The following is an 18,960-nucleotide window of genomic DNA, read 5'->3' on the forward strand; positions in this document are numbered from 1 at the left end:
CCCGGTAGATTACCGGGTTCATGCCCTCAAGGCTGCCTAATTAAATAAAGTGTCTAACTTTTTGGGTTCACTTCAAAAACTAGAGTCCTCTTTCAAATAAAACAATCTTAACCAAGAGCTTGTAAAGCCCCTGCCGTAATCGGTTTTGTCCCTATTTACTTAAAGGGGTCCTACCACATAGCCATCAAGGTAAGATATCATAATACCCCCAGAACGAAAATTTTGTGTATCTTACTCGTTTTTATCGTTTTGGGGTAACTCGTTATTGCTAGCTTGATGGCGATGTGGCTGTACCCCAATCGGAGATAATGTTGCTGGATGTTATAGCAATCCAAGTCCAGCAACTACTCCTGCTATAATTGCAATTGGGCCAATTACTCCTACGATTTGTTTTACGATCATTATTCAATCCTCCATTATTTTATTTAGTATCTTTTTCCCATGAACCGTGACGCCGTAAGTCTGCGTCACCTTTAATCCTATTTTTCTTTAAATCTTTGACGAGCGCTTGAACGCCTCCATAGAACATTGGGTTATCATTAGTTTCCAAATCATACCCATATGTTTTTAGCTGATCTTTTGTTTGTTCATTCAATTCAGCTTCTGAATAAAACTTATGCGACTCGAAAATCACTCGTTTGCTTTCAATGGATTTCTTAATTGATTGGTTATTTTCAAAATAGTTCCCCATTACTTGCATTAGCACTTGTGGAATTCGATTTCCACCCGGTGTACCGATGGCCATTATCCATTCGTCACCTTCTCGAATAATAGTTGGCGCTGTGAACGTTCTCGGGCGCTTTCCTTCTTCGATTTTATTAATTCCTTCACCGAACGTACTAAGCGTATTATTTAAAAAGAAACCATCTACATATTTACCGCTTCCGAAAAAGTTACTGAGTGTGTTCGTTGTAGAGACAACCGTTCCATCACCATCTATGACAACGAAGTGGGTTGTACTTTCGTGCTCTTCCACGTCACTAACTTTCGTTTTGTTAGCTTGGGTTTCATTAATTTGTTTAATTAATAAATTTACGTAGTGATCATCCACCCAGTCATCAGATGCTTGTTTAATAAATGATGGGTCAGCCATCTTTTTCAAACGATCTTGATACGCCACTTTCGAAATTTCACTGAGATAATGATAGAAAAGGCTTGGGTGTTTCTCTTTTAAACTCAAAACATCTTCTTTGTCGGCCATTTTCAACATTTGAATTAATGTTGCACCTGAAAACGGAGGAGGTGCGCTGATGATTTCATGCCCTTTATAAGTCGTCATTAAAGGCTTTCGTTCCACAGGCTTATACTCACGTAGATCACGTACTGAAATTTCTGTTTCACCCTGTATTTCATCTGCAATTTCACCTTTATAAAAAGCATTTGGTCCTTCTTCTTTGATGGTTTGCAACGTGTCTGCTAACTCCGACTGCTTTAAAGTATCACCAGTATCAATCGCTTTTCCATTTGAATAAAAGCTTTTTAGTTCTTGCTCATCAATGTTGCCGCTATACGATATGAGATGATCATGCAAATCTTGATCCACCGTAAAACCTTTTTCTGCATATCCAATAGCAGGATCAATTAACTCATTCATCGGCAACGTCCCATATTTGTGATGAATATAATCCATACCAGCGACGAATCCTGGTACACCTACTTCTTCACCTTTATCATCATTAGGTGCTACCTCTCGGTAATCAATAAATGTCGGAGAGGCATCGGCACGATCGATTAACATTCCTCCGCCTCCGCCAATTCCTGAGGCATAAGGTTCAACAACTCCAAGCGTATACGAAATCGCAATAGCAGCATCAACAGCTGTTCCCCCGTTTTTTAATACATCCATTCCAACTTTCGTTGCAAGCGGATCTGATGTACTAACCGCATATTCTTGTTTCGGAAACATGAATTGATAAGCATATACACCGACTACGAGTGAAAAGATGAGAATGGATGCGATTATTACGTTTCGTTTTTTCATCATCTTTCACCTCCTTCATGTACAGACCTACTGAAGTTCGTTTGAATATACTTCTTATTATTAACAGGCGTATCATTTGTTTGTTTATTTTTACGTTCTTTTGCTCGTTCCACAACGTGTGAGTGATCTAACTTAATTTCAAATTTATCTTTCTTTTGTTCTAAACGTGCTTCGTTTGATGCATATTTCGTTAAATCATTATAAAAAGATAAGTCACCCAAATACTTCTCTTTTAATGAATCAATATATCCTTCAAAATTAAAAGATACATATCGAATAGGTGTTACTGGTGTGAAAAAAGCTGGCATATTAAACCCTCCTTTAAATTTTTAAAGATGCGAAATTATCCACATCGATTTAAAACGTTTTTAAACGGCTTTATTTTTGTTTTTAGAACATTTAAGACTCATACCCTTACCTTTGACCAAAAAGTCCCGCAAAATCGATTCTGTGAAGCCGTTTTTTAGTTATCTGGGTTATAAACCGATAAATGGTGACGGATCAATCCGAGATCCATTTTGAAAAATCTCAAAATGTAAATGTGGACCCGTTGACGAACCCGAGTTGCCACACTTCCCGACTACATCACCCATTTCCACAACCCAGACTTACACTTAAACCGGATAAATGGGCGTATGTCGTTTTAGAACCATTTCCATGATCCACCCACACATAAAGTCCGTATCCTTCTTTATGATTATTCGGGTTTTGCCAACCGGCATAAACCACCTTACCGTCTTTTGAAGCTGGGACCGATTGGCCAATACTACACGCAAAATCAATTCTATCTGCATTTCCTAGCCGATCCCCACCTGGATATGACCAACCAATCCAAGTTAAAACCATGAATTGCAAATGTCCGATTGCCCCGACCGAGGAAACCATAGTTTCTAATGTTGAAAACCTGGTTTCTACCCGGTGATGAGCCGCAAGCAGATTCCACGGAACCCCGTATTTTTCTTCAGCAGCTTTATAAACGGGAAGGTATTCAGCAGGGATTTCATTTTCTCCAATTTGCGAAATCTCCCCTCCAATGATCTTTGTTTCACCTTCTTCCGTCATCGTTCCAAAGATCATGAGAAACATGAACATAAACCCGAATAACAGAAGAAGCATAACCAGCAAAGGCGAAGAAGCTAACAAACTGCCCCCAATCAACCATTTCCACCACTTAGATCCTTGGTTAACTTCTTCCTTGCCAATTGATTCAACAGCAGCCTGTTCACTCATCGATCCTCACCCCGTCCACATTCCAAGTGTCGCCATTGGCTTTAAGTAAGACAGAATAGGGAGTGATAACCTTTTGCTTTTTCCCTTCAGTATCGGTTTGCTCGCTTGTTACTTCAATATTCCATATTTGCGTTTCTTCTTGAAAATCCCCTGGTGTAGCAGAAGTATTTTTCACTTCAATTTTTTGACCGTCTAACGTTCCCCTTTTAGGGGTTCCACCACATGCCCATCAAGCTAAGGGCAAATCATTTCCCCAAAAGCGAAAAAAACGCTATCCTTTCTGTAATATCATGGAAAGGCTGGTGTTTTTTTATGAGTCGCGAAATTTCAGACGAACTTACCCTCTTTTCACAGGAACTACAACGATCCTTGGCTCCACAAGCTCTCCAAGAGCTAGCTAAAAAGGTAGGTTTTGTTCAAAGGACGAGTAAGTACCAAGCTAAAGATTTAATAGCGTTGTGCGTGTGGTTAAGCCAAAAAGTAGCGAGTACTTCCCTAACACAGTTATGTAGTTGTTTAGAATCTTCAACGGGAGTCTTGATAAGTCCTGAAGGACTCAATCAACGATTTAATCCTTCGGCTGTCAAGTTCTTAGAACAGGTATTTACTTCCTGCTTACTCAAAAGCTATATGCCTCTCAGGCTCTTCCTCATCGTTACGCTTCTCAGTTTCAGCGTATACGAATCTTGGATTCTACGACCTTTCAACTCCCAGACATGTTTGCCTCAGCCTATCAAGGATCTGGAGGCAGTGGTCATACAGCTGGCGTAAAGGTTCAATTAGAATATGATCTCCTCAGTGGTCAATTCCTGCACGTTCACTCAGGACCTGGTAAACAAAATGATAAAACCTACGGTTCTACGTGCTTACAAACGGTAGAAACGGGTGACTTATGTATACGTGATTTAGGTTATTTTGACTTGAAAGATCTCTATCAAATGGGTAAGAAAGGAGCCTATTATATCTCTCGCTTAAAATTAAACACTCGGATTCATCTGCGAAATTCTAATCCCGAATACTTCAAAAATGGAACGGTCAAAAAACAAACCGAGTATATTCAATTGGATATGGAAGAGATTATGCATCAATTAAAACCAGGACAAACCTATGAGATCTCTGACGTTTACATTGGCCAGTATCAAAAGTTGCCGACTAGAGTCATTATCCACCGGCTTACGGAAGAACAAACCCGAAAACGGTGGGAAAATCAAGCCCTAAAGGAGAAAAAGAAAGGGATTGTCATGAAAGAACGCAGTAAACGATTGAGTGCTATGAATGTATACATAACCAATGCTCTACCCGAAGATGTTGCAACGGAACATGTTCACGATCTTTATTCCTTACGTTGGCAAATCGAATTACTCTTTAAAACTTGGAAATGCTTCTTTGAAATAGATGATTGTAAAGAGATCAAAAAAGAGCGATTAGAATGTCATCTCTATGGTCAACTGATTGGCATTCTTCTCTGTTCCTCTACCATGTTTCAAATGCGACAACTACTCCTCATCCAGAAAAAACGAGAACTTAGTGAATATAAAGCTATTTATATCATCAAAGACTATTTTTTACTGCTGTTTCAAGCGATACAAAAAAGCACCCAAGAGCTATCAAAGATTCTACTTCGCCTGTTTGTCCTCCTACAGAAAAACGGGCGAAAATCCCACCGTTATGAGAAAAAGACAGTCTTTGATATATTGGGTGTTGTCTATCAGTATACCATGTGTCACAAGAGTGCAGCATAGCGAAAAAAAATGACCTATCAGAGGCTTATTTGGCATGTCTTTCTTTAATTGCATGAACGATTATCTTGTAGAAATAGATCTACTTTAAGTACTCTTTGGTGTTAGCTTGATGGGCATGGGGTGCCGCCAACATTTTGACATAAAACCCATGTTAATATAATAAATGGAAATGAAAAACTGGTTTCTCCCACGCTAAGTAGATATCAGCATCATTTTATATCTTTAATGGTCGTATTCAAATCAAATGAATATTCTCCAAGTAAATTTATATGTTCCCAACCTAGTCCCTTTGCTTTTAATATTTTTGTGGCCACTGTAAGGTAAACTAGTATGTCGACAGTCTGACAGCCATTTTAATGGTTGTTTTATTATTGTACATTTAATTTTATTGTTCATGCGTCCAAGTGACTGATTCACCTGTTGATGGGCAGCTTGGGAACTTTTCTCCTTGCTGAAGCACCACATGTTCTCCATCTGCATCTAGATAATGTCCTGATTCCATAACAGTTTCTCCAGTTCTATGAACGTGGCTTGCATGAGTCCAGGTTGTAGAATTTCCTGTGGAAGGACATTCAGGAAATGTTTCCCCTTGATGCAGTTCTTTTTTTTCTCCAGTAGTACAAATGTAAGCACCAGCTTCTGATACAGTTTCTCCTGTGTGGTGATGGTCTGTGATGTGAGTCATAAGAATTCCTCCTTTTGATTTAACTAAACAACAACTGATAGTTTCTCACAGACCCATTAAATTATTCATATTAAATGAAGGAAGAAATCGCAAGAAATAATGAATCCCCACGATTCCCAAAAGCACGATAAAAGCTACTTTTCCTTTTTGGAGGCTTTTCTAAAATATAAAACAAAAGGAATTGCCTACCCACTCCTCCTCTACCACTAGTTATATTAAATTCCTTTTTTGGTATTTTGTGTTTTTATAAGAACCATAGACACAATAATCAAAGTAAAAGCCGTTAAGGCTAAAAAGGGGATCGTTACAAAACCAAGCCAGTTGATATATTGGGCATTACACGGGACACCGTTAACACAAGGCTTTATTTCTGCAAAGCCAGGAACTTTTTGTATCAAGTAATGATAAATAGAAATAAACCAACCAATAATTGCCATAGGCAATACAAACTTCTTTACTGATGAGTCATTTTGAAAGGTGCCAATCCCAAGAATTAAAGCTAAAGGATACATTAATATCCGTTGGTACCAACATAGTTCACATGGAATAAAACCACGTATTTCACTAAAATAAAGACTCCCTAGCGTAGCCACTGTTGAAACAAGCCATGCTAAATAGAGAAAAAATTGTCTATTGAATCCGGCCTTAGCCTCCTTCATTATTCATTACCTTCTAGTTCTTGCTCAATAAGGCTTTTTATTTTTTCATAATCAAAAGGATCTTTTAGCATTGTCCCATTCACCACTATTGTTGGAGTTTGCTGTATCTTAAACTCTTCTACTAATTCTGTATCCTTATTTACTTCTCCCATCACTAACTCCTGTTCAATATCTGATTCCAATTTATCTGCATCAATGCCAGGTATAGCTTTAGCTACTTCTAGTATTTTCTCTTGCGTTATCCATAATCCATCATGATTTTGACTTGGCTGTTCCTTAAATAACCCTTTGTGAAATTCCCAATACGCATCTGGAGAGTTTTTAAATACTGATTCAGCAGCGACTGCACCTAACTGTGATTCATCTCCATGAAATAGTACATTTATATAAGAGAATTTCACTTTTCCATTATCGACATAATCTTCAACTAATTTAGGGAAAACCGTTTCTCCCCATGCCTTACAAGATGGACATTTAAAATCACCAAACTCTACAACGGATATAGGGGCATCGGCTTCCCCTATAGTCGGTTGTCCTTCAATAGGCGGCTTTTTTCCTGTGGTAGATACATTGGTTGTTTTTGAGTTCAAATTATTGATAACAACTAGTGCAGCGATTATAGCCAATATAACAGTGGTAAGTATAACTGCAATTTTAAAACTAGAATTCTTACTTTTCATCTCATTTCACCTCTTATTGTATTTTTAAATGATGCAAACTTTATTGGATGCTGACCATTAAAGTTAAATAACCCGTTACGACGCATAGTATGCTCATTGTGAAACTCAATAGGATAGGAGCCTTTTTTATGTATGACAATATGGTTAACCCTAAAAAGGATAATCCGGCTATCAATAACATCGCGCTATCAATGCCTAAATCTAGGACAATTTCTAAATCACGCGTTATGGTTCCCTGATAGAAAAGGTCAAACAATCGTGAAACTCCTGAAGATGCTACTGTCGTTTCAACACTAAAATAGCGAAAGTAATATACCGATAAAATAAACTACTAAGGTTTTTGGTACCTAATTCCCTATTTTTAAGTACTATAGGATCGATATTTGATTGATCTTGAATATCTATTGTTTCCATTTTACCCCTCCACCCATCCGTATATCTTACTTAAAGAATCAAACTTTTGGTTTATTTTTCTAGTTTAGAGTAAATGATTGGACGTCACCAAAAAGTATCGCCATTTTATATGTTTCCATTTTTGCAGTCTTAGCTACCTTCTTTACGACAGTTAAATATTCGTAAACGAAAACACTCTAATTAGATTCACCAATTACCCCAAATACATGTGTGAATACAAAAATCCGAAGAGAAAACGGTTTCATTTTTTTAAAAAAATAGTCATGTTAATACAGCTTGATATACAAATCTATTTTCGTTTGGCTGTATTGTCTTATTTCATCGTTTTATGATAATTCTGTTCTATTTAATAGTAATAGATTGAGAGACATTGTTTACAGTAACTTAGAAGCCTTGCTTTTGGTAGAACAATTTCAGTTGTCATATAATTTCTCCTTTATTAAAATTATTTCTAAAATGAAAAAAACGATGAAATTGTATTTTGTAAAATATTTATATTTAATAATAGTAATTGTTAGTGTATACACCATGTCAATAGCTTACAATAGGTTAGTTTTCGAGTATTATATAAAAAAAATGGTGTTAGACCATATTTTTGCAGGGGGGCTGCCTAACGAAATAACTTGTCTAACTTTATGGGGTCAGTACAAAATGAGTGCTCTTTTCACTTCCACCTTATCGCTCCGTCACGACCCCTTGTACGTTGCGACATTTAATTCATAAACTCTTCCAGATCCCGACGACACAATTCTACTTTCTTTTTTACCAGGCTTCTTTCTCTGGTCATTCGAGGGTTTCATCGTTCTTACCAAAAACAACAACCGATTATTCGAATGCTTTATTTAAAATCTTTCCTAATTTCATGAACAATCTTTAGTATCCCAATTTTCGTCTTAACTATTTCGATTTTCAGATCCTTAAAATATACCCACTTTAGCTAAAGTGGCCTACTTATACTTATTTAGTCCCGAATTTAATTGTGTAAATAGTGATTTTTCAATGGAGAAATACTACTCTTTGGGCTGGATTATAAATTGTTAGTTAACAAAGTCGAATAAGAAATATGTTAGTACAGCACATTTCTTATTCGACTTCATTTTCCTCCATCATTCCACTTGCAAACAGCAACGATGCTAAAGCCCAGAATAAATTAGTACTTTGTTGATAATGCTGGTGGACCAGAACGTGGTCCGAATGGGCCTTCGTCTAACCATTTTCCTAATTTCGGAATATGCGGCGCTAAGAAAGCACTAATTTCTCGTTTTAGCTTAATCTCTTCATTTGTACCTTGAATATGTTCAAGAGCTAAGTTTGAACATTCACGATTATATAAACCTGCGCTTAGACGCTCATTCGCTGCTGCTTCAATAGCTGTTCGAGCTTCTTCAACCGTATCAGCTTTTAATGCGTGTGCAATACCTTGTACACCTACTATTGCATCAGGTACCCCAGAGTTTAATCCGCGCGCGCCGAATGGAGCGAATAAATGGGCAGCTTCACCAGCTAAAATGACGCGACGATTTTCATCTGTGTAGCTTTCTGCAACTACTTGATAGAATGTATAGGTTGAAATCCATGTAATACGTTCTGTATATTTCGGATCCATTACTTTTGGAAGCCATTCGCGTACGCCTTCTTCTGAACCGTAGTACGCACGATCATCTTCATCAAATAGCTGTAAGTCGATACGCCAGCCACCTGCAAATGGTACATACATCACATTACGGCCACCAGCATCTGGATGTTGATAATGGAAAATACGTTCCACTGGAAGTGGACTTTTTTCGTCTTCTTTTACATCCACTACGACAAACGCATCACTTGTACGTGGCCCTTTGAATTTGATGCCGACAGACTCTCTTACCTTAGAATGTGCACCATCTGCTGCAACAACATATTTTGCTTTCCAAGTACTCTTTGCGGTTTCAATTATAACGCCTACATTTGAAGGGACTACGTCTTTCACGGGTTCTCCCCATATAAACTCTATATTGGCAGCTTGACATGCTTTAAATAACGCTTTTTCAATTTCACGTTGATGTAAACTTGAGAACGCTGGAATCGTATTTGGTGCTGGTGGCTCATAAACACGTTTATAGATCGATTCGCCTCGATAGCACGTTTTCTTGACAGGCCAAACCACACCGATATTCGCTAATTCAAAACCTAAGCCTGGAGAAATACTTTCTAATAGTTTTAAAGTTTCTTTATGAATATAAATCGCGCGACTGCCTGCACGTTCACGTCCTTCTGGCTCTGCTTCAATAATTGTTGTCTGAATACCTTGGCTGTGTAGTGCAAGGGCAGCCGTCATACCAACTGGTCCTGCACCGATAACTAATACTTCACGTGTGTTTGTCATTTTTACCTACTCCTCTAATCATAGTTTATTTTTCACTTGTTCTGGAATTGCTACTGCCTTTGCACGCCCTTCTGCTGTTGAAGCCCATACTCGCATTTCATAGCCTTCCGCCACAAGTTGATCTTCACAATAAAATTGATGTGATAATTTGAACACTTTTTCTTTTAATAGTACGACTTCTGAGTACACAATCAGTTCTATATTGTATAGAACGGGTCGTTTAAACTCACAATGCGTTTCAATTAAAGGTAATGCCACATTCTCTTTAAATAAAACATCTGTGGGGTGTCCAATCGCTGAGAAAAATTCATGTGTTGCTTCATCCATCCATTTATAAAAATTTGGATAATATACAATGCCCGCAGCGTCCGTGTCGCCCCAATGTACTTTTACTTTATACTCCATTTAACAACCTCCTTCTTATACAGTTACTTTAGATGTACGATTGTCAATAACGCGACGAGCCTTCATTGTAAAACGGGACAAGGAATTGTCTTTCACTTGCTCCACTTCTATTCGTAGACCTACACGTTTGCGTAATAATTGTGCCAAAATTGGTATTACTTCTTCTCGCCTTTCAATTTGAATTTTCACTTGATTCATTTCAAAATCTGTATAGTAAATAATTCGGAAATTTTTTAATCAAATCGAATTTACGAACAATGGCTTCAAGGGATGAAGGATAATTCCATACTATTCCCTCCTACTACTCTTCTATTAATTAACGTTTTTATTTTTCTCATAATTCGAAAAATAACTATACTAAAAACCCCACAATCTATTTCTGCATAATTTCAGAAGATTATTTACAGGGATACATATATGTGTTCAAGTCATAGCTCTGTTTTATAATCGCTCCCAAATAGATGCTATCCCTTGCCCCCCACCAATACAGACAGCAGAAGCTCCATACCTTTTGTTACGTCTTTTTAACTCATAGGCAAGGGAAAGAGTAATTCTTACGCCACTAGCCGCAAGTGGATGACCTAGAGCGATCGCACCACCATTCACATTTCCTTTCTCTAGGTCAAAGCCTAATTCTTTCTGGCATGCTAAATACTGAGCGGAGAAAGCTTCATTGATTTCAATTAAGTCCAAATCCTCCACTCTTAATCCTGCTTTTTGTAAAGCATTTTGAATCGCCGGTACTGGACCAATGCCCATGTATTTTGGATCGACACCAACAACATCCCAGGCAACTAGTCTAGCAATGGGCTTCAGACCTTTTTCGGCAGCATATTCGCTAGATGTGACAATAACAGCAGCAGCACCATCAACCATACCACTCGCGTTTCCAGGTGTCACAACACCATTTTCGATAAAGCGGGCTTTTAGTTTACCGAGCTTTTCCATGCTTGTTTTCCGGACATGCTCATCTTCTGCAACGACTCTGCTTCCTTTTCTTTCCTGAACCGTTATCGGAACGATTTCTTCCTTCAAATAGCCTTTTTCCATCGCTGCCAGCGCCCGCTCATGACTTGACAATGCATGACTGTCAATCTCCTCACGAGTGATCCCATATTTTTCTGCTAGATTTTCCGCAGTAACAGACATACTGCACTCACCAAACGTGTCATATAATCCATCCCACACCCAATCTTCTATAACAGGCCCACCCAACTGGCTCCCCCATCTCATTCCAGGAATGACGTGCGGGACTTGACTCATGCTTTCTGTTCCACCGGCCAATACCACTTTTGCTTCGCAGGACATAATATATCGTGCAGCCGTTAATATGGATTCTACACCAGTTCCGCATAAGCGATTGATCGTCAATGCAGGTACATGGATGGGAAGTCCTGCCTTTAAACCCACATGACGAGCGAGATAATGTGCATCTTTACTGGACTGCTGGACATTTCCAAATACGACTTGATCGATTTCCTCTGGGTGGATTTTCGCTTTATGAATCGCTTGCCGAGCTGCTTCTACTCCTAAATCTGTTGCGGAAATCTCTCTAAATGAGCCTGAAATTTCCGTGAATGCAGTACGTGCTCCTTCTACTAGTACGACGTTGCTCACCCTACACATCTCCTTTTTAATAGAACGCTTTCATTTCAAACACTCATTTTTACTTTTTATATAAATCCTCGGTCAGTTCTGCTTTTATATCGAATTCAGGTAACGATTCTTCGGGAACCAATTGAACATCAGCTGTGAAAAACAGTTTAGACTGCAGCACAAATTCAAGTTCTTTTTTCAAACCCATTTTTTCTTCTTCAGTCAAACCATTGGAACAGTGCTCAAGTACTCTAAGTCGAAGCCAACTTTCTCACTTAACACTTCAATTGTGATGTCCTCAATTATTTCAACAACTTTGACACCATCTTCAGTAAATTCAAATACTGCATAATCGGAAATGAATAAGTCCACTCGTCTAATCCCACTCGTTTTATACGTTAAGTTTTGGACAAGCTTAGACTCTCCCTTTTTATTAAATAAAGTTGCAGCGATAATTACTTTCTTAGCACCTGTCACTAAATCCATTGCTCCGCCAACGCCCAAAATCGGTTGATTTGGTACTGCCCAGTTGGCAATTTCTCCATATACGTCGACCTGTAGTACACCTAAAATTGCAACATCCACATGCCCCCCGCGAATGAGCGCAAAAGAATCAGCACTACTAAAAAAAGACGCCCCTTTTAAATAAGTCACTGGCTCTTTACCCGCATTAATTAAATCGATATCAAGATTCTCTTCTTCAGGAGGTGGCCCTATGCCAAGCAATCCATTTTCTGACTGTAAATAAACCTCTTTATCACCTAAATATTGTGTAACTAATGTGGGGATACCAATCCCTAGATTAACAACTTGTCCTTCTTCCAATTCTTCTGAAATGCGTTTGGCAATTAAATGTCTTTTATCTTGACTCAACATATGTTCATCCCTTTTTTACAAATTTGCTTTCAATGATGTAATCTACGTAAGCATGTGGTGTCACAATATATTCAGGATCTAATTCTCCAACTTCGACGATTTCATCAACCTCAGCGATGACAACTTTTCCCGCCGTTGCAACCATCGGGTTAAAGTTTCTCGCCGTCGTATGGTAAATTAAATTCCCTAGTTTATCCGCTTTTGCAGCCCTTACAAGAGAAACATCACCCTTAATGGCCTTTTCAAAAATATAGCGCTCCCCGTCAATTTCACGCTCTTCTTTACCTGCTCCAAGCCCTGTTCCTACAGCTGTTTTCGTGTAGAAACCACCAATTCCAGCACCGCCCGCTCTAATCGCTTCTGCAAGTGTCCCTTGAGGAATTAAATCAATCTCTAACTCCCCCTTTTGCCAAGCAGTGACGGCCGGCTTATTCGTTGTGAAAAATGAGCCAATTATCTTCTTGATTTTTCCTTGAACGAATAATTTATGCAATCCCAGACTATCTTCACCTAAATTGTTGCTTACAACTGTTAAGTCACTAATATCAGTTTCTAATAGCTCATTTATAATCGTTAAAGGGCTTCCAGATAAGCCAAATCCACCGACTAGTAACTTATCACCACTTTTAACTAAATTTCTTACTTCACTTGTATCAATAACCTTTTTCATTTTATCCCCTCCAAATGTAAGCGCTTTTCCACTTGCTATTTCGAATAATATCACCATATTTTTTCATTTTGAAGCTTACTATTCTTCTATGTTGTAATTTACTTATTATTTAGAATAATCAATCAAAAATATTTTCTAGGTCTTTCAGATTATAGTGAAAAGGTATCTTTTTTCATCCAAAGAAGGACTGTTTCTTATAAGAAACAGTCCTAATCACTAACCTTTCTTCATTGCTTTTTATTACTAAGGATTAACGCGGTGAATGATTAAAGGTGCCGGACATGGAAAAGTTGTTTTGATTTTTCGGGCAGCCCGTAAACTTTTCCAATAATTCTTCTTTATTAATATTTCTTGTAGAAGGATTTTTCCAATTCAATCGCAGCTTCCATCATCATTTTTACATATTTATGAACGGATGATGGCTGTATACGTTGCTCAGGACCAATTAATTCAATGGCAGCTATAATGTCTCCGCCTTCATTTTTTACAGGTACAGCAATTGATGTTATTCCAGAGGAAAAGTTGTTATAACTAATCGCGTACCCCTTTTCCTGAACCTGCAATAATTCCGTTAAATCATACTGAAGCGTAGCTGCTTTATTGAATGACGCTCCCGTGGAAATAATTTCCTCTATTTCGTCTTCCGGTTTATCGGAAATTAACACTTTTCCTGCGCTTGTACTTAAGATGGGATGAGATTTCCCTGAGTACGTCAATCCGTGATAAACAGGGCGATCAGAATCTACTGTATTAACATAAAAAGTTTGATTGTCATATAAAATGCAGATTGATGCTGCCTCATTCGCCTTTTTAGCCAGTGAAAACAGAATTGACGCAGATGCATTATATAGGTCCAAATCTTTTATTAAAACCGTAGAGAAGTTATTAAATCTTTAGCCTATCTAAAAATGTTAGCGTTTACATTTAAGGGAGAATTGCAAAAGAAAGAATATGCCCCCTACTAGCAAAGGTATTTTCTAAAGCAGAAGTTTTGTTAGTTCTTGATGGCGATGTGGTAGGACCCCTTGGAATTTACTTAGATTTGAAATGAAGGAGAAACTGACTAGAAACGCTCACCGATTTGTGATAGGGGAAAGGCTGTCAAACCTGTGAGTATATCCACCAAAGCAATTTGTTAAATATTTGTAGAGCGTAAAGTTGATTATTTATTTTAGGAGGGATTTTATAAAATGAATTCAATCAATCAATCGATTGAGAGTACAACAATCAAAAAAACAATGATTCATATTTTACCATTCACCTTTATATGTTATGTCATTGCTTATTTGGACCGCGTAAATTTAGGCTTTGCAGCTTTGGAAATGAATGCAGATCTGGCGTTATCCGCAGAAGCTTTTGGTTTATTGTCAGGTATTTTCTTTCTTGGATATTTCTTATTTGAAATACCGAGCAATATGATCATGCACAAAGTCGGTGCGAAAATCTGGATTGCCCGAATTATGATTACATGGGGCATCATAGCGATTTTAACAGCATTTGTACAATCAGGTACACATTTGTATATTACTCGTTTTTTTCTCGGAGTTGCTGAAGCAGGCTTTTTCCCAGGAATTATTTTATATTTCACATATTGGTTTCGAAGTAAAGAAAGAGGGCGTGCTTCCGCATCTTTAGTGCTAGCCTTGCCGATTGGTACGATCATAGGGGCCCCATTATCAACTTGGATTATGGATAACATTGCATGGAATGGGATGGCTGGCTGGAGATGGATGTTTATTCTTGAAGGATCTCCAGCCGTTATTTTAGGGATTGTTACGCTATTTTACTTGAGTAATCGTCCGAAAGATGCTAAGTGGTTGACAGATGAAGAAAAAAATTGGCTAGAAAATGAACTGGATAGGGAAAGAAAAGAAAGCCTTGCGGTAAATAAAGTATCAAAATTAGAAATGTTTAAAGATTCGAAGGTTTGGAAATTAGCTTTCATTTACTTTGCGAATTATTCAGCGATATACGGTCTTGGTTTTTGGCTTCCGAGTATCATTAAATTATTTGCCACTAGTTCAAGCAATATGGAAATTGGCTGGTTAACGATTATACCGGCACTTATCGGGATCCCCTCGATGTTACTCTTTGGATGGAGTTCTGATAAAAGAAATGAGCATAGGAAACATTTGATTGCAAGCTTCCTTATTGCCGCTGCAGGTTTTATTGCGTGTGGGTTTGCCAATAGTGCAACGATGATGATTGTAATGATTTCCTTTACTGCGATTGGATTGTATGGATTTGTAGGTTCTTTCTTCTCATTTATGACACTGTTCTTTACAGAATCTACCGCACCAGCCGGCATTGCAACGGTTAATGCATTTGCTAGTTTAGGAGGCTTTTTTGGCCCAATGATTTTCGGACAGTTAGCCCTTTCAAACGGAATGTTCGTAATTGGTGCATTCGCGATTCTTGCTTGTGCGGTTATCCTATCGCTGAAACAAAAAGGATTAAATCTCGTAAGTGGAGATGAGGATATAGAGAAAAATGCCATTAATCAGTAATATGGGGTGAACTGTACTCGTGACAGCAGCAACACAAGGAAGCAGATTTGAGACCGACAACATTACAAGGTTGTTACCAGGACCCCAATTACGAAATTGCTATAGTAAATTAAGATTTAATGTTGATATTGACGCATCAACAGGAATAGTTTTGAAATTCCAACAAAACATTATTTTCAAATGTAATAGGGTCTCCAACTACAATTGCACGGAAGTTAACATTAAGGGTGTTTAAGACCGTAGATTTCATAGAATCTAAGGTTTTTAGAAACTAATTCTTTCAACCCCTTACTTTTGAACTGTGCCCCATTTTACGGACAGTATAAAAAAGTGCCTAAGCGGCTAATAAATGGTCCCGGTATTGTACCAGGGCCATTTTTGCCAAATGTAATCGGTAAATCAGGATTTTCTCGATATTCTTTTCTCTTAATGTCATTAACAACTCTGGAATATTCTCCTAAAGGATATATTTTTTCAACGCCCCTTGTTATTTGTTCTCTACAACTAATTTTATTTAAATTGGTTACATACAAAGTTTGGTTCTGGTGCAACAACAGAAATACTTGAATAACATAGTGGAGCAGGATCATCGCTTTATAAAGAAGTGAGTCCGTTCTATGCTAGGATTAAAAACATTTCGAACAGTCAAATAAATCATCTCTGGAGTGGAGGTGATGCATATGCTGAAAAAAGGACAACTTCAACAAGGGGTGAAGTCTGTCCAAAGTGAGATTGAATTTATACATAAATTATTTGGAGTGGCCTCATAATTCATAGATGAAAAGGATATTGATATTCTACGTTTCTAACAGGTCATATTTGCACCAGAACCTTTTTATGTCTTTCCGATAATGCCAAAGAAAATTCAAAAACAGAACGTTCTTCAGAATCTTTAACAGGAATCAGTTCTCAGCATCCCCATTATGAAAGCTTTTGTCCTATTGATAATTCGTTGATCCCATGCCCTTAATTTTTGTTTTTACATGTATGTTTATTTTTGATTTTGCCAGAGTGTTCCCCCATTCTTCTTGTACTTTTTTCCACTCTTGATAAGTGTAGGCTCTTGCATACAGACCAAGCCCTAATGGATCAATTTGAGACTTTTGTATTTTTTGAATTAATTGATTGGTTTCATTCTCAAGCTCATTTGTAATGCTTTTTTCAAGCTTTGCATAATCTTTTCGGACATCGAATGGAAAGAGTTGTTCGGATAGCGAGATTTGTAAATCTACATTTATATCAAATACAAAGCGTCCATTGAACTTTACTTTCTTCTTTACTTTCAAATCTGAAATGGAGAAGCTGATGTATGGTTTGCCCTTACTGGCGGATTCCATAGAAACTGGAATAGTTATGGAATAATCACCTTTTTGTTTACCTTCTAAAACATTTAATAATTGATTTTCTTCAGGTGTTATTGTTATTTTATACTGGCCGGACTGAGCTAGCAGTGCGGAGCCTGTTAGCTCGATTCTTTTTTTCTTTTTGATTTGGGTGATCCACGCCGTTCTCCCTTTGTCCTTCATTTGTCTGTGAAAATCCTGGAGGGTCGTGTCTTTCACAATATTCCTCTTGGCGGCAGCATCAATTAAACTTGTTAAATATAGAGATAGTCGCGGTTTATCTGTTGGTTTATTGAAAATAACATCTGCAACAGATCCATCTACAGCGACAACACGTGCGGTTACTGTATTTTTAGGATCTCTGAAGAAAGGATCGAGATAGTCAAACCAATCCTTCTTTTTAAGCAGTCGTTTTCCCACCAAAAACAATTGCGTTTTACTTCCTGATGTTAATCCTATTACCCTCGCATCAAATTTTTCTCTTGAATGTCGGAGGGTATATGATTTAACTTCATACACTTCTTCCTTATCTTTTGCCTCTTTACTAAATATCGGGCTTGACATATATACTAATAAATTATCCTCTTCATCTAAATCGAGGCCTAAAATAAGTGAGACGCTAACTTCCTCTATTGGTGTAGCATCCATACACCCAGAGAGTATCATTACAAGGATTAAAAGACACAATCCTATTTTTCGGCTCATGAAAATCTCCTCCGTGAAAATCTCTCATATCCCAAACTGTAAATCCATAAAAAAACGGGAAACACATATGCTACCGCAATCCCGGCATTCGAAAGCCATTTTTGCCAGGTTGTTACTTGCATCCATGTTGGTTGAAAAAAAAATGTGCTCACGACAAGTAAACCTAACAAAACGGGCACATATAAACTATGATCCTGCTTATTCATTAATTGACTGAAACTAAAGACCGTACAGTACATGTACAAGATCCAGGCTCTTGAGGAAAAAAGGATCAAAATATTCAATATAACCACGTCAAGACGTTCAATAAACCGGAATTCAATCACTTTGAGCATACTAAGGACAGGCTGATTAAAACTTGTAATGCTATCCGGACTAAAGAACACAAAACAGCTAATGGTTAAAAAGAGATAAAAGAACATCGATAGGGTGTTGGCAATAATAATTCCATGAATGGCATATTGCTTTTTCTTTAAGAAAGGATAAAAGAAAAAGACAAGTTCAAACCCTAGGAACGAATAAATGACCGGCGGCACGGTAGCTGAAATTGACTTCCAACCAACTTTAAACAATGGAAGTAAATTCAAGAAACTTCCATCTTTTAATGGAATCAAAAAAATTAACGGGATCCACATCGTCATATAGAAAATCAATTCATTATATCTTCCAATCACACGGAGACCATTCCTGACTATAAATAATACCGGGATTGAAAATAACAACACAATTAAGTAGTCAGGTGTTTTGGGAAGAAACCATGCTTTTATATAAAGAAAAGTGTTAATAAATATGATCAAAGAAAAGCATAAAGTGTATCCAAGAATAATGAAAATAGCAACTTTACCCAGTATTTTTCCAAAAAATCGGATAAGAAGATCGTAAAGCGTGTCGTTTGGGTACTTCTCAGCCGTTTTCACCATAATAATACTGGCAGCAACGCTTAATATCCAACCAATGATGAGGCCCATCCAGCCGTCTGTTCCAGCCTTTTCGGCAACAACTTTAGGAAGCGACAAAAAACCGACTCCCATCTGGGTCCCAACAATTAAAAAAATATATTGCAGGATGGTGATTTCATTATGAGTGTATTTTTTCATTTTCCTCA

At 37.7% G+C, this 18,960-nt stretch carries 20 protein-coding genes and 2 pseudogenes; 3 read left to right on the forward strand and 19 right to left on the reverse strand.

Annotation, left to right across the window (positions count from 1 at the left end; translation table 11 throughout):
• Nucleotides 1–421: 421 nt before the first annotated feature.
• The 5 genes from ACFX4L_RS17620 to ACFX4L_RS17640 form a co-directional block, all read right to left on the reverse strand.
• Nucleotides 422–1,984, reverse strand: coding sequence for a gamma-glutamyltransferase family protein (locus tag ACFX4L_RS17620; RefSeq protein WP_377405747.1), 1,563 nt, complete (start codon nt 1,982–1,984; stop codon nt 422–424).
• Nucleotides 1,981–2,289 (reverse strand): hypothetical protein, encoded by a 309-nt coding sequence (locus ACFX4L_RS17625; protein ID WP_125161340.1) that lies wholly within the window; start codon nt 2,287–2,289, stop codon nt 1,981–1,983. The genes ACFX4L_RS17620 and ACFX4L_RS17625 overlap by 4 nt, the downstream gene beginning before the upstream one ends.
• A 168-nt stretch (nt 2,290–2,457) precedes the next feature.
• On the reverse strand, nt 2,458–2,574 hold the full coding sequence (locus ACFX4L_RS17630) for a M23 family metallopeptidase (protein ID WP_081109057.1): 117 nt from the start codon (nt 2,572–2,574) through the stop codon (nt 2,458–2,460).
• Nucleotides 2,567–3,211 carry a M23 family metallopeptidase gene (locus tag ACFX4L_RS17635; RefSeq protein ID WP_377383346.1) on the reverse strand — a complete coding sequence of 215 codons (645 nt, stop codon included), beginning with the start codon at nt 3,209–3,211 and terminating at the stop codon, nt 2,567–2,569. Before ACFX4L_RS17635 ends, ACFX4L_RS17630 begins: the two co-directional genes overlap by 8 nt.
• Complete coding sequence (locus tag ACFX4L_RS17640; RefSeq protein ID WP_061466433.1) at nt 3,204–3,386, reverse strand: hypothetical protein; 183 nt, start codon at nt 3,384–3,386, stop codon at nt 3,204–3,206. Before ACFX4L_RS17640 ends, ACFX4L_RS17635 begins: the two co-directional genes overlap by 8 nt.
• A gap of 137 nt (nt 3,387–3,523) precedes the next feature.
• Between ACFX4L_RS17640 and ACFX4L_RS17645 the strand changes: the two are divergent.
• A pseudogene (locus ACFX4L_RS17645) lies at nt 3,524–4,953 on the forward strand (IS4 family transposase).
• Nucleotides 4,954–5,338: 385 nt separating this feature from the next.
• Here ACFX4L_RS17645 and ACFX4L_RS17650 read toward each other — a convergent pair.
• The 12 genes from ACFX4L_RS17650 to ACFX4L_RS17705 form a co-directional block, all read right to left on the reverse strand.
• Nucleotides 5,339–5,638: a hypothetical protein gene (locus tag ACFX4L_RS17650; protein WP_230137289.1), complete on the reverse strand. Its 300-nt coding sequence runs from the start codon at nt 5,636–5,638 to the stop codon at nt 5,339–5,341.
• 215 nt (nt 5,639–5,853) lie between these two features.
• Nucleotides 5,854–6,297 (reverse strand): disulfide oxidoreductase, encoded by a 444-nt coding sequence (locus ACFX4L_RS17655; RefSeq protein ID WP_377383344.1) that lies wholly within the window; start codon nt 6,295–6,297, stop codon nt 5,854–5,856.
• Entirely contained in the window at nt 6,297–6,977 is a 681-nt protein-coding gene (locus ACFX4L_RS17660; RefSeq protein WP_377383342.1) for a DsbA family protein, read from the reverse strand. The genes ACFX4L_RS17655 and ACFX4L_RS17660 overlap by 1 nt, the downstream gene beginning before the upstream one ends.
• Nucleotides 6,978–7,017: 40 nt before the next feature.
• Nucleotides 7,018–7,233, reverse strand: a complete 216-nt coding sequence (locus ACFX4L_RS17665; protein WP_377383340.1) for a hypothetical protein — start codon at nt 7,231–7,233, stop codon at nt 7,018–7,020.
• Nucleotides 7,234–8,541: 1,308 nt separating this feature from the next.
• Nucleotides 8,542–9,753 carry an FAD-dependent monooxygenase gene (locus ACFX4L_RS17670; RefSeq protein ID WP_377383338.1) on the reverse strand — a complete coding sequence of 404 codons (1,212 nt, stop codon included), beginning with the start codon at nt 9,751–9,753 and terminating at the stop codon, nt 8,542–8,544.
• A gap of 18 nt (nt 9,754–9,771) precedes the next feature.
• A complete protein-coding gene (locus ACFX4L_RS17675) occupies nt 9,772–10,158 on the reverse strand; it encodes an acyl-CoA thioesterase (protein ID WP_377383336.1) in 387 nt (128 codons plus the stop codon).
• Between the two features lie 15 nt (nt 10,159–10,173).
• Nucleotides 10,174–10,356, reverse strand: a complete 183-nt coding sequence (locus ACFX4L_RS17680) for a hypothetical protein (RefSeq protein ID WP_377383335.1) — start codon at nt 10,354–10,356, stop codon at nt 10,174–10,176.
• Between the two features lie 243 nt (nt 10,357–10,599).
• The gene (locus ACFX4L_RS17685; protein ID WP_377405749.1) at nt 10,600–11,775 is read right to left on the reverse strand and encodes an acetyl-CoA C-acetyltransferase; all 1,176 of its coding nucleotides are present in this window, start codon (nt 11,773–11,775) and stop codon (nt 10,600–10,602) included.
• Nucleotides 11,776–11,824: 49 nt separating this feature from the next.
• Entirely contained in the window at nt 11,825–11,962 is a 138-nt protein-coding gene (locus ACFX4L_RS17690; protein ID WP_377383334.1) for a hypothetical protein, read from the reverse strand.
• Nucleotides 11,963–11,976: 14 nt separating this feature from the next.
• Nucleotides 11,977–12,630 carry a 3-oxoacid CoA-transferase subunit B gene (locus ACFX4L_RS17695; protein WP_377383332.1) on the reverse strand — a complete coding sequence of 218 codons (654 nt, stop codon included), beginning with the start codon at nt 12,628–12,630 and terminating at the stop codon, nt 11,977–11,979.
• A gap of 4 nt (nt 12,631–12,634) precedes the next feature.
• Nucleotides 12,635–13,300: a CoA transferase subunit A gene (locus tag ACFX4L_RS17700; RefSeq protein ID WP_377405751.1), complete on the reverse strand. Its 666-nt coding sequence runs from the start codon at nt 13,298–13,300 to the stop codon at nt 12,635–12,637.
• A gap of 341 nt (nt 13,301–13,641) precedes the next feature.
• Nucleotides 13,642–14,157 (reverse strand): IclR family transcriptional regulator, encoded by a 516-nt coding sequence (locus ACFX4L_RS17705; protein WP_377383328.1) that lies wholly within the window; start codon nt 14,155–14,157, stop codon nt 13,642–13,644.
• A gap of 333 nt (nt 14,158–14,490) precedes the next feature.
• Between ACFX4L_RS17705 and ACFX4L_RS17710 the strand changes: the two genes are divergently transcribed.
• Together ACFX4L_RS17710 and ACFX4L_RS17715 are read left to right on the forward strand one after the other, a co-directional pair.
• Nucleotides 14,491–15,807, forward strand: a complete 1,317-nt coding sequence (locus ACFX4L_RS17710) for an MFS transporter (protein ID WP_377405753.1) — start codon at nt 14,491–14,493, stop codon at nt 15,805–15,807.
• A 545-nt stretch (nt 15,808–16,352) separates the two neighbouring features.
• Nucleotides 16,353–16,577, forward strand: a pseudogene (locus ACFX4L_RS17715) (DDE-type integrase/transposase/recombinase); the annotation flags it as partial.
• A 168-nt stretch (nt 16,578–16,745) separates the two neighbouring features.
• Here the strand turns inward: ACFX4L_RS17715 and ACFX4L_RS17720 are convergent.
• Together ACFX4L_RS17720 and ACFX4L_RS17725 are read right to left on the reverse strand one after the other, a co-directional pair.
• A complete protein-coding gene (locus ACFX4L_RS17720; RefSeq protein ID WP_377383325.1) occupies nt 16,746–17,855 on the reverse strand; it encodes a Ger(x)C family spore germination protein in 1,110 nt (369 codons plus the stop codon).
• The gene (locus tag ACFX4L_RS17725; protein WP_377383323.1) at nt 17,852–18,952 is read right to left on the reverse strand and encodes a GerAB/ArcD/ProY family transporter; all 1,101 of its coding nucleotides are present in this window, start codon (nt 18,950–18,952) and stop codon (nt 17,852–17,854) included. Before ACFX4L_RS17725 ends, ACFX4L_RS17720 begins: the two co-directional genes overlap by 4 nt.
• Nucleotides 18,953–18,960 lie beyond the last annotated feature (8 nt).

Origin of the sequence: Peribacillus sp. YIM B13482, from assembly GCF_042787975.1 — a bacterium.
Lineage (GTDB): Bacteria > Bacillota > Bacilli > Bacillales > DSM-1321 > Peribacillus > Peribacillus simplex_A.

Coding starts and splice junctions, on each gene's coding strand:
- ACFX4L_RS17620 (WP_377405747.1), bottom strand. CDS start 1,984: ATGATGAAAAAACGAAACGTAATAATCGCATCCATTCTCATCTTTTCA.
- ACFX4L_RS17625 (WP_125161340.1), bottom strand. CDS start 2,289: ATGCCAGCTTTTTTCACACCAGTAACACCTATTCGATATGTATCTTTT.
- ACFX4L_RS17630 (WP_081109057.1), bottom strand. CDS start 2,574: ATGGGTGATGTAGTCGGGAAGTGTGGCAACTCGGGTTCGTCAACGGGT.
- ACFX4L_RS17635 (WP_377383346.1), bottom strand. CDS start 3,211: ATGAGTGAACAGGCTGCTGTTGAATCAATTGGCAAGGAAGAAGTTAAC.
- ACFX4L_RS17650 (WP_230137289.1), bottom strand. CDS start 5,638: ATGACTCACATCACAGACCATCACCACACAGGAGAAACTGTATCAGAA.
- ACFX4L_RS17655 (WP_377383344.1), bottom strand. CDS start 6,297: ATGAAGGAGGCTAAGGCCGGATTCAATAGACAATTTTTTCTCTATTTA.
- ACFX4L_RS17660 (WP_377383342.1), bottom strand. CDS start 6,977: ATGAAAAGTAAGAATTCTAGTTTTAAAATTGCAGTTATACTTACCACT.
- ACFX4L_RS17670 (WP_377383338.1), bottom strand. CDS start 9,753: ATGACAAACACACGTGAAGTATTAGTTATCGGTGCAGGACCAGTTGGT.
- ACFX4L_RS17675 (WP_377383336.1), bottom strand. CDS start 10,158: ATGGAGTATAAAGTAAAAGTACATTGGGGCGACACGGACGCTGCGGGC.
- ACFX4L_RS17680 (WP_377383335.1), bottom strand. CDS start 10,356: ATGAATCAAGTGAAAATTCAAATTGAAAGGCGAGAAGAAGTAATACCA.
- ACFX4L_RS17690 (WP_377383334.1), bottom strand. CDS start 11,962: ATGGGTTTGAAAAAAGAACTTGAATTTGTGCTGCAGTCTAAACTGTTT.
- ACFX4L_RS17695 (WP_377383332.1), bottom strand. CDS start 12,630: ATGTTGAGTCAAGATAAAAGACATTTAATTGCCAAACGCATTTCAGAA.
- ACFX4L_RS17700 (WP_377405751.1), bottom strand. CDS start 13,300: ATGAAAAAGGTTATTGATACAAGTGAAGTAAGAAATTTAGTTAAAAGT.
- ACFX4L_RS17710 (WP_377405753.1), top strand. CDS start 14,491: ATGAATTCAATCAATCAATCGATTGAGAGTACAACAATCAAAAAAACA.
- ACFX4L_RS17720 (WP_377383325.1), bottom strand. CDS start 17,855: ATGAGCCGAAAAATAGGATTGTGTCTTTTAATCCTTGTAATGATACTC.
- ACFX4L_RS17725 (WP_377383323.1), bottom strand. CDS start 18,952: ATGAAAAAATACACTCATAATGAAATCACCATCCTGCAATATATTTTT.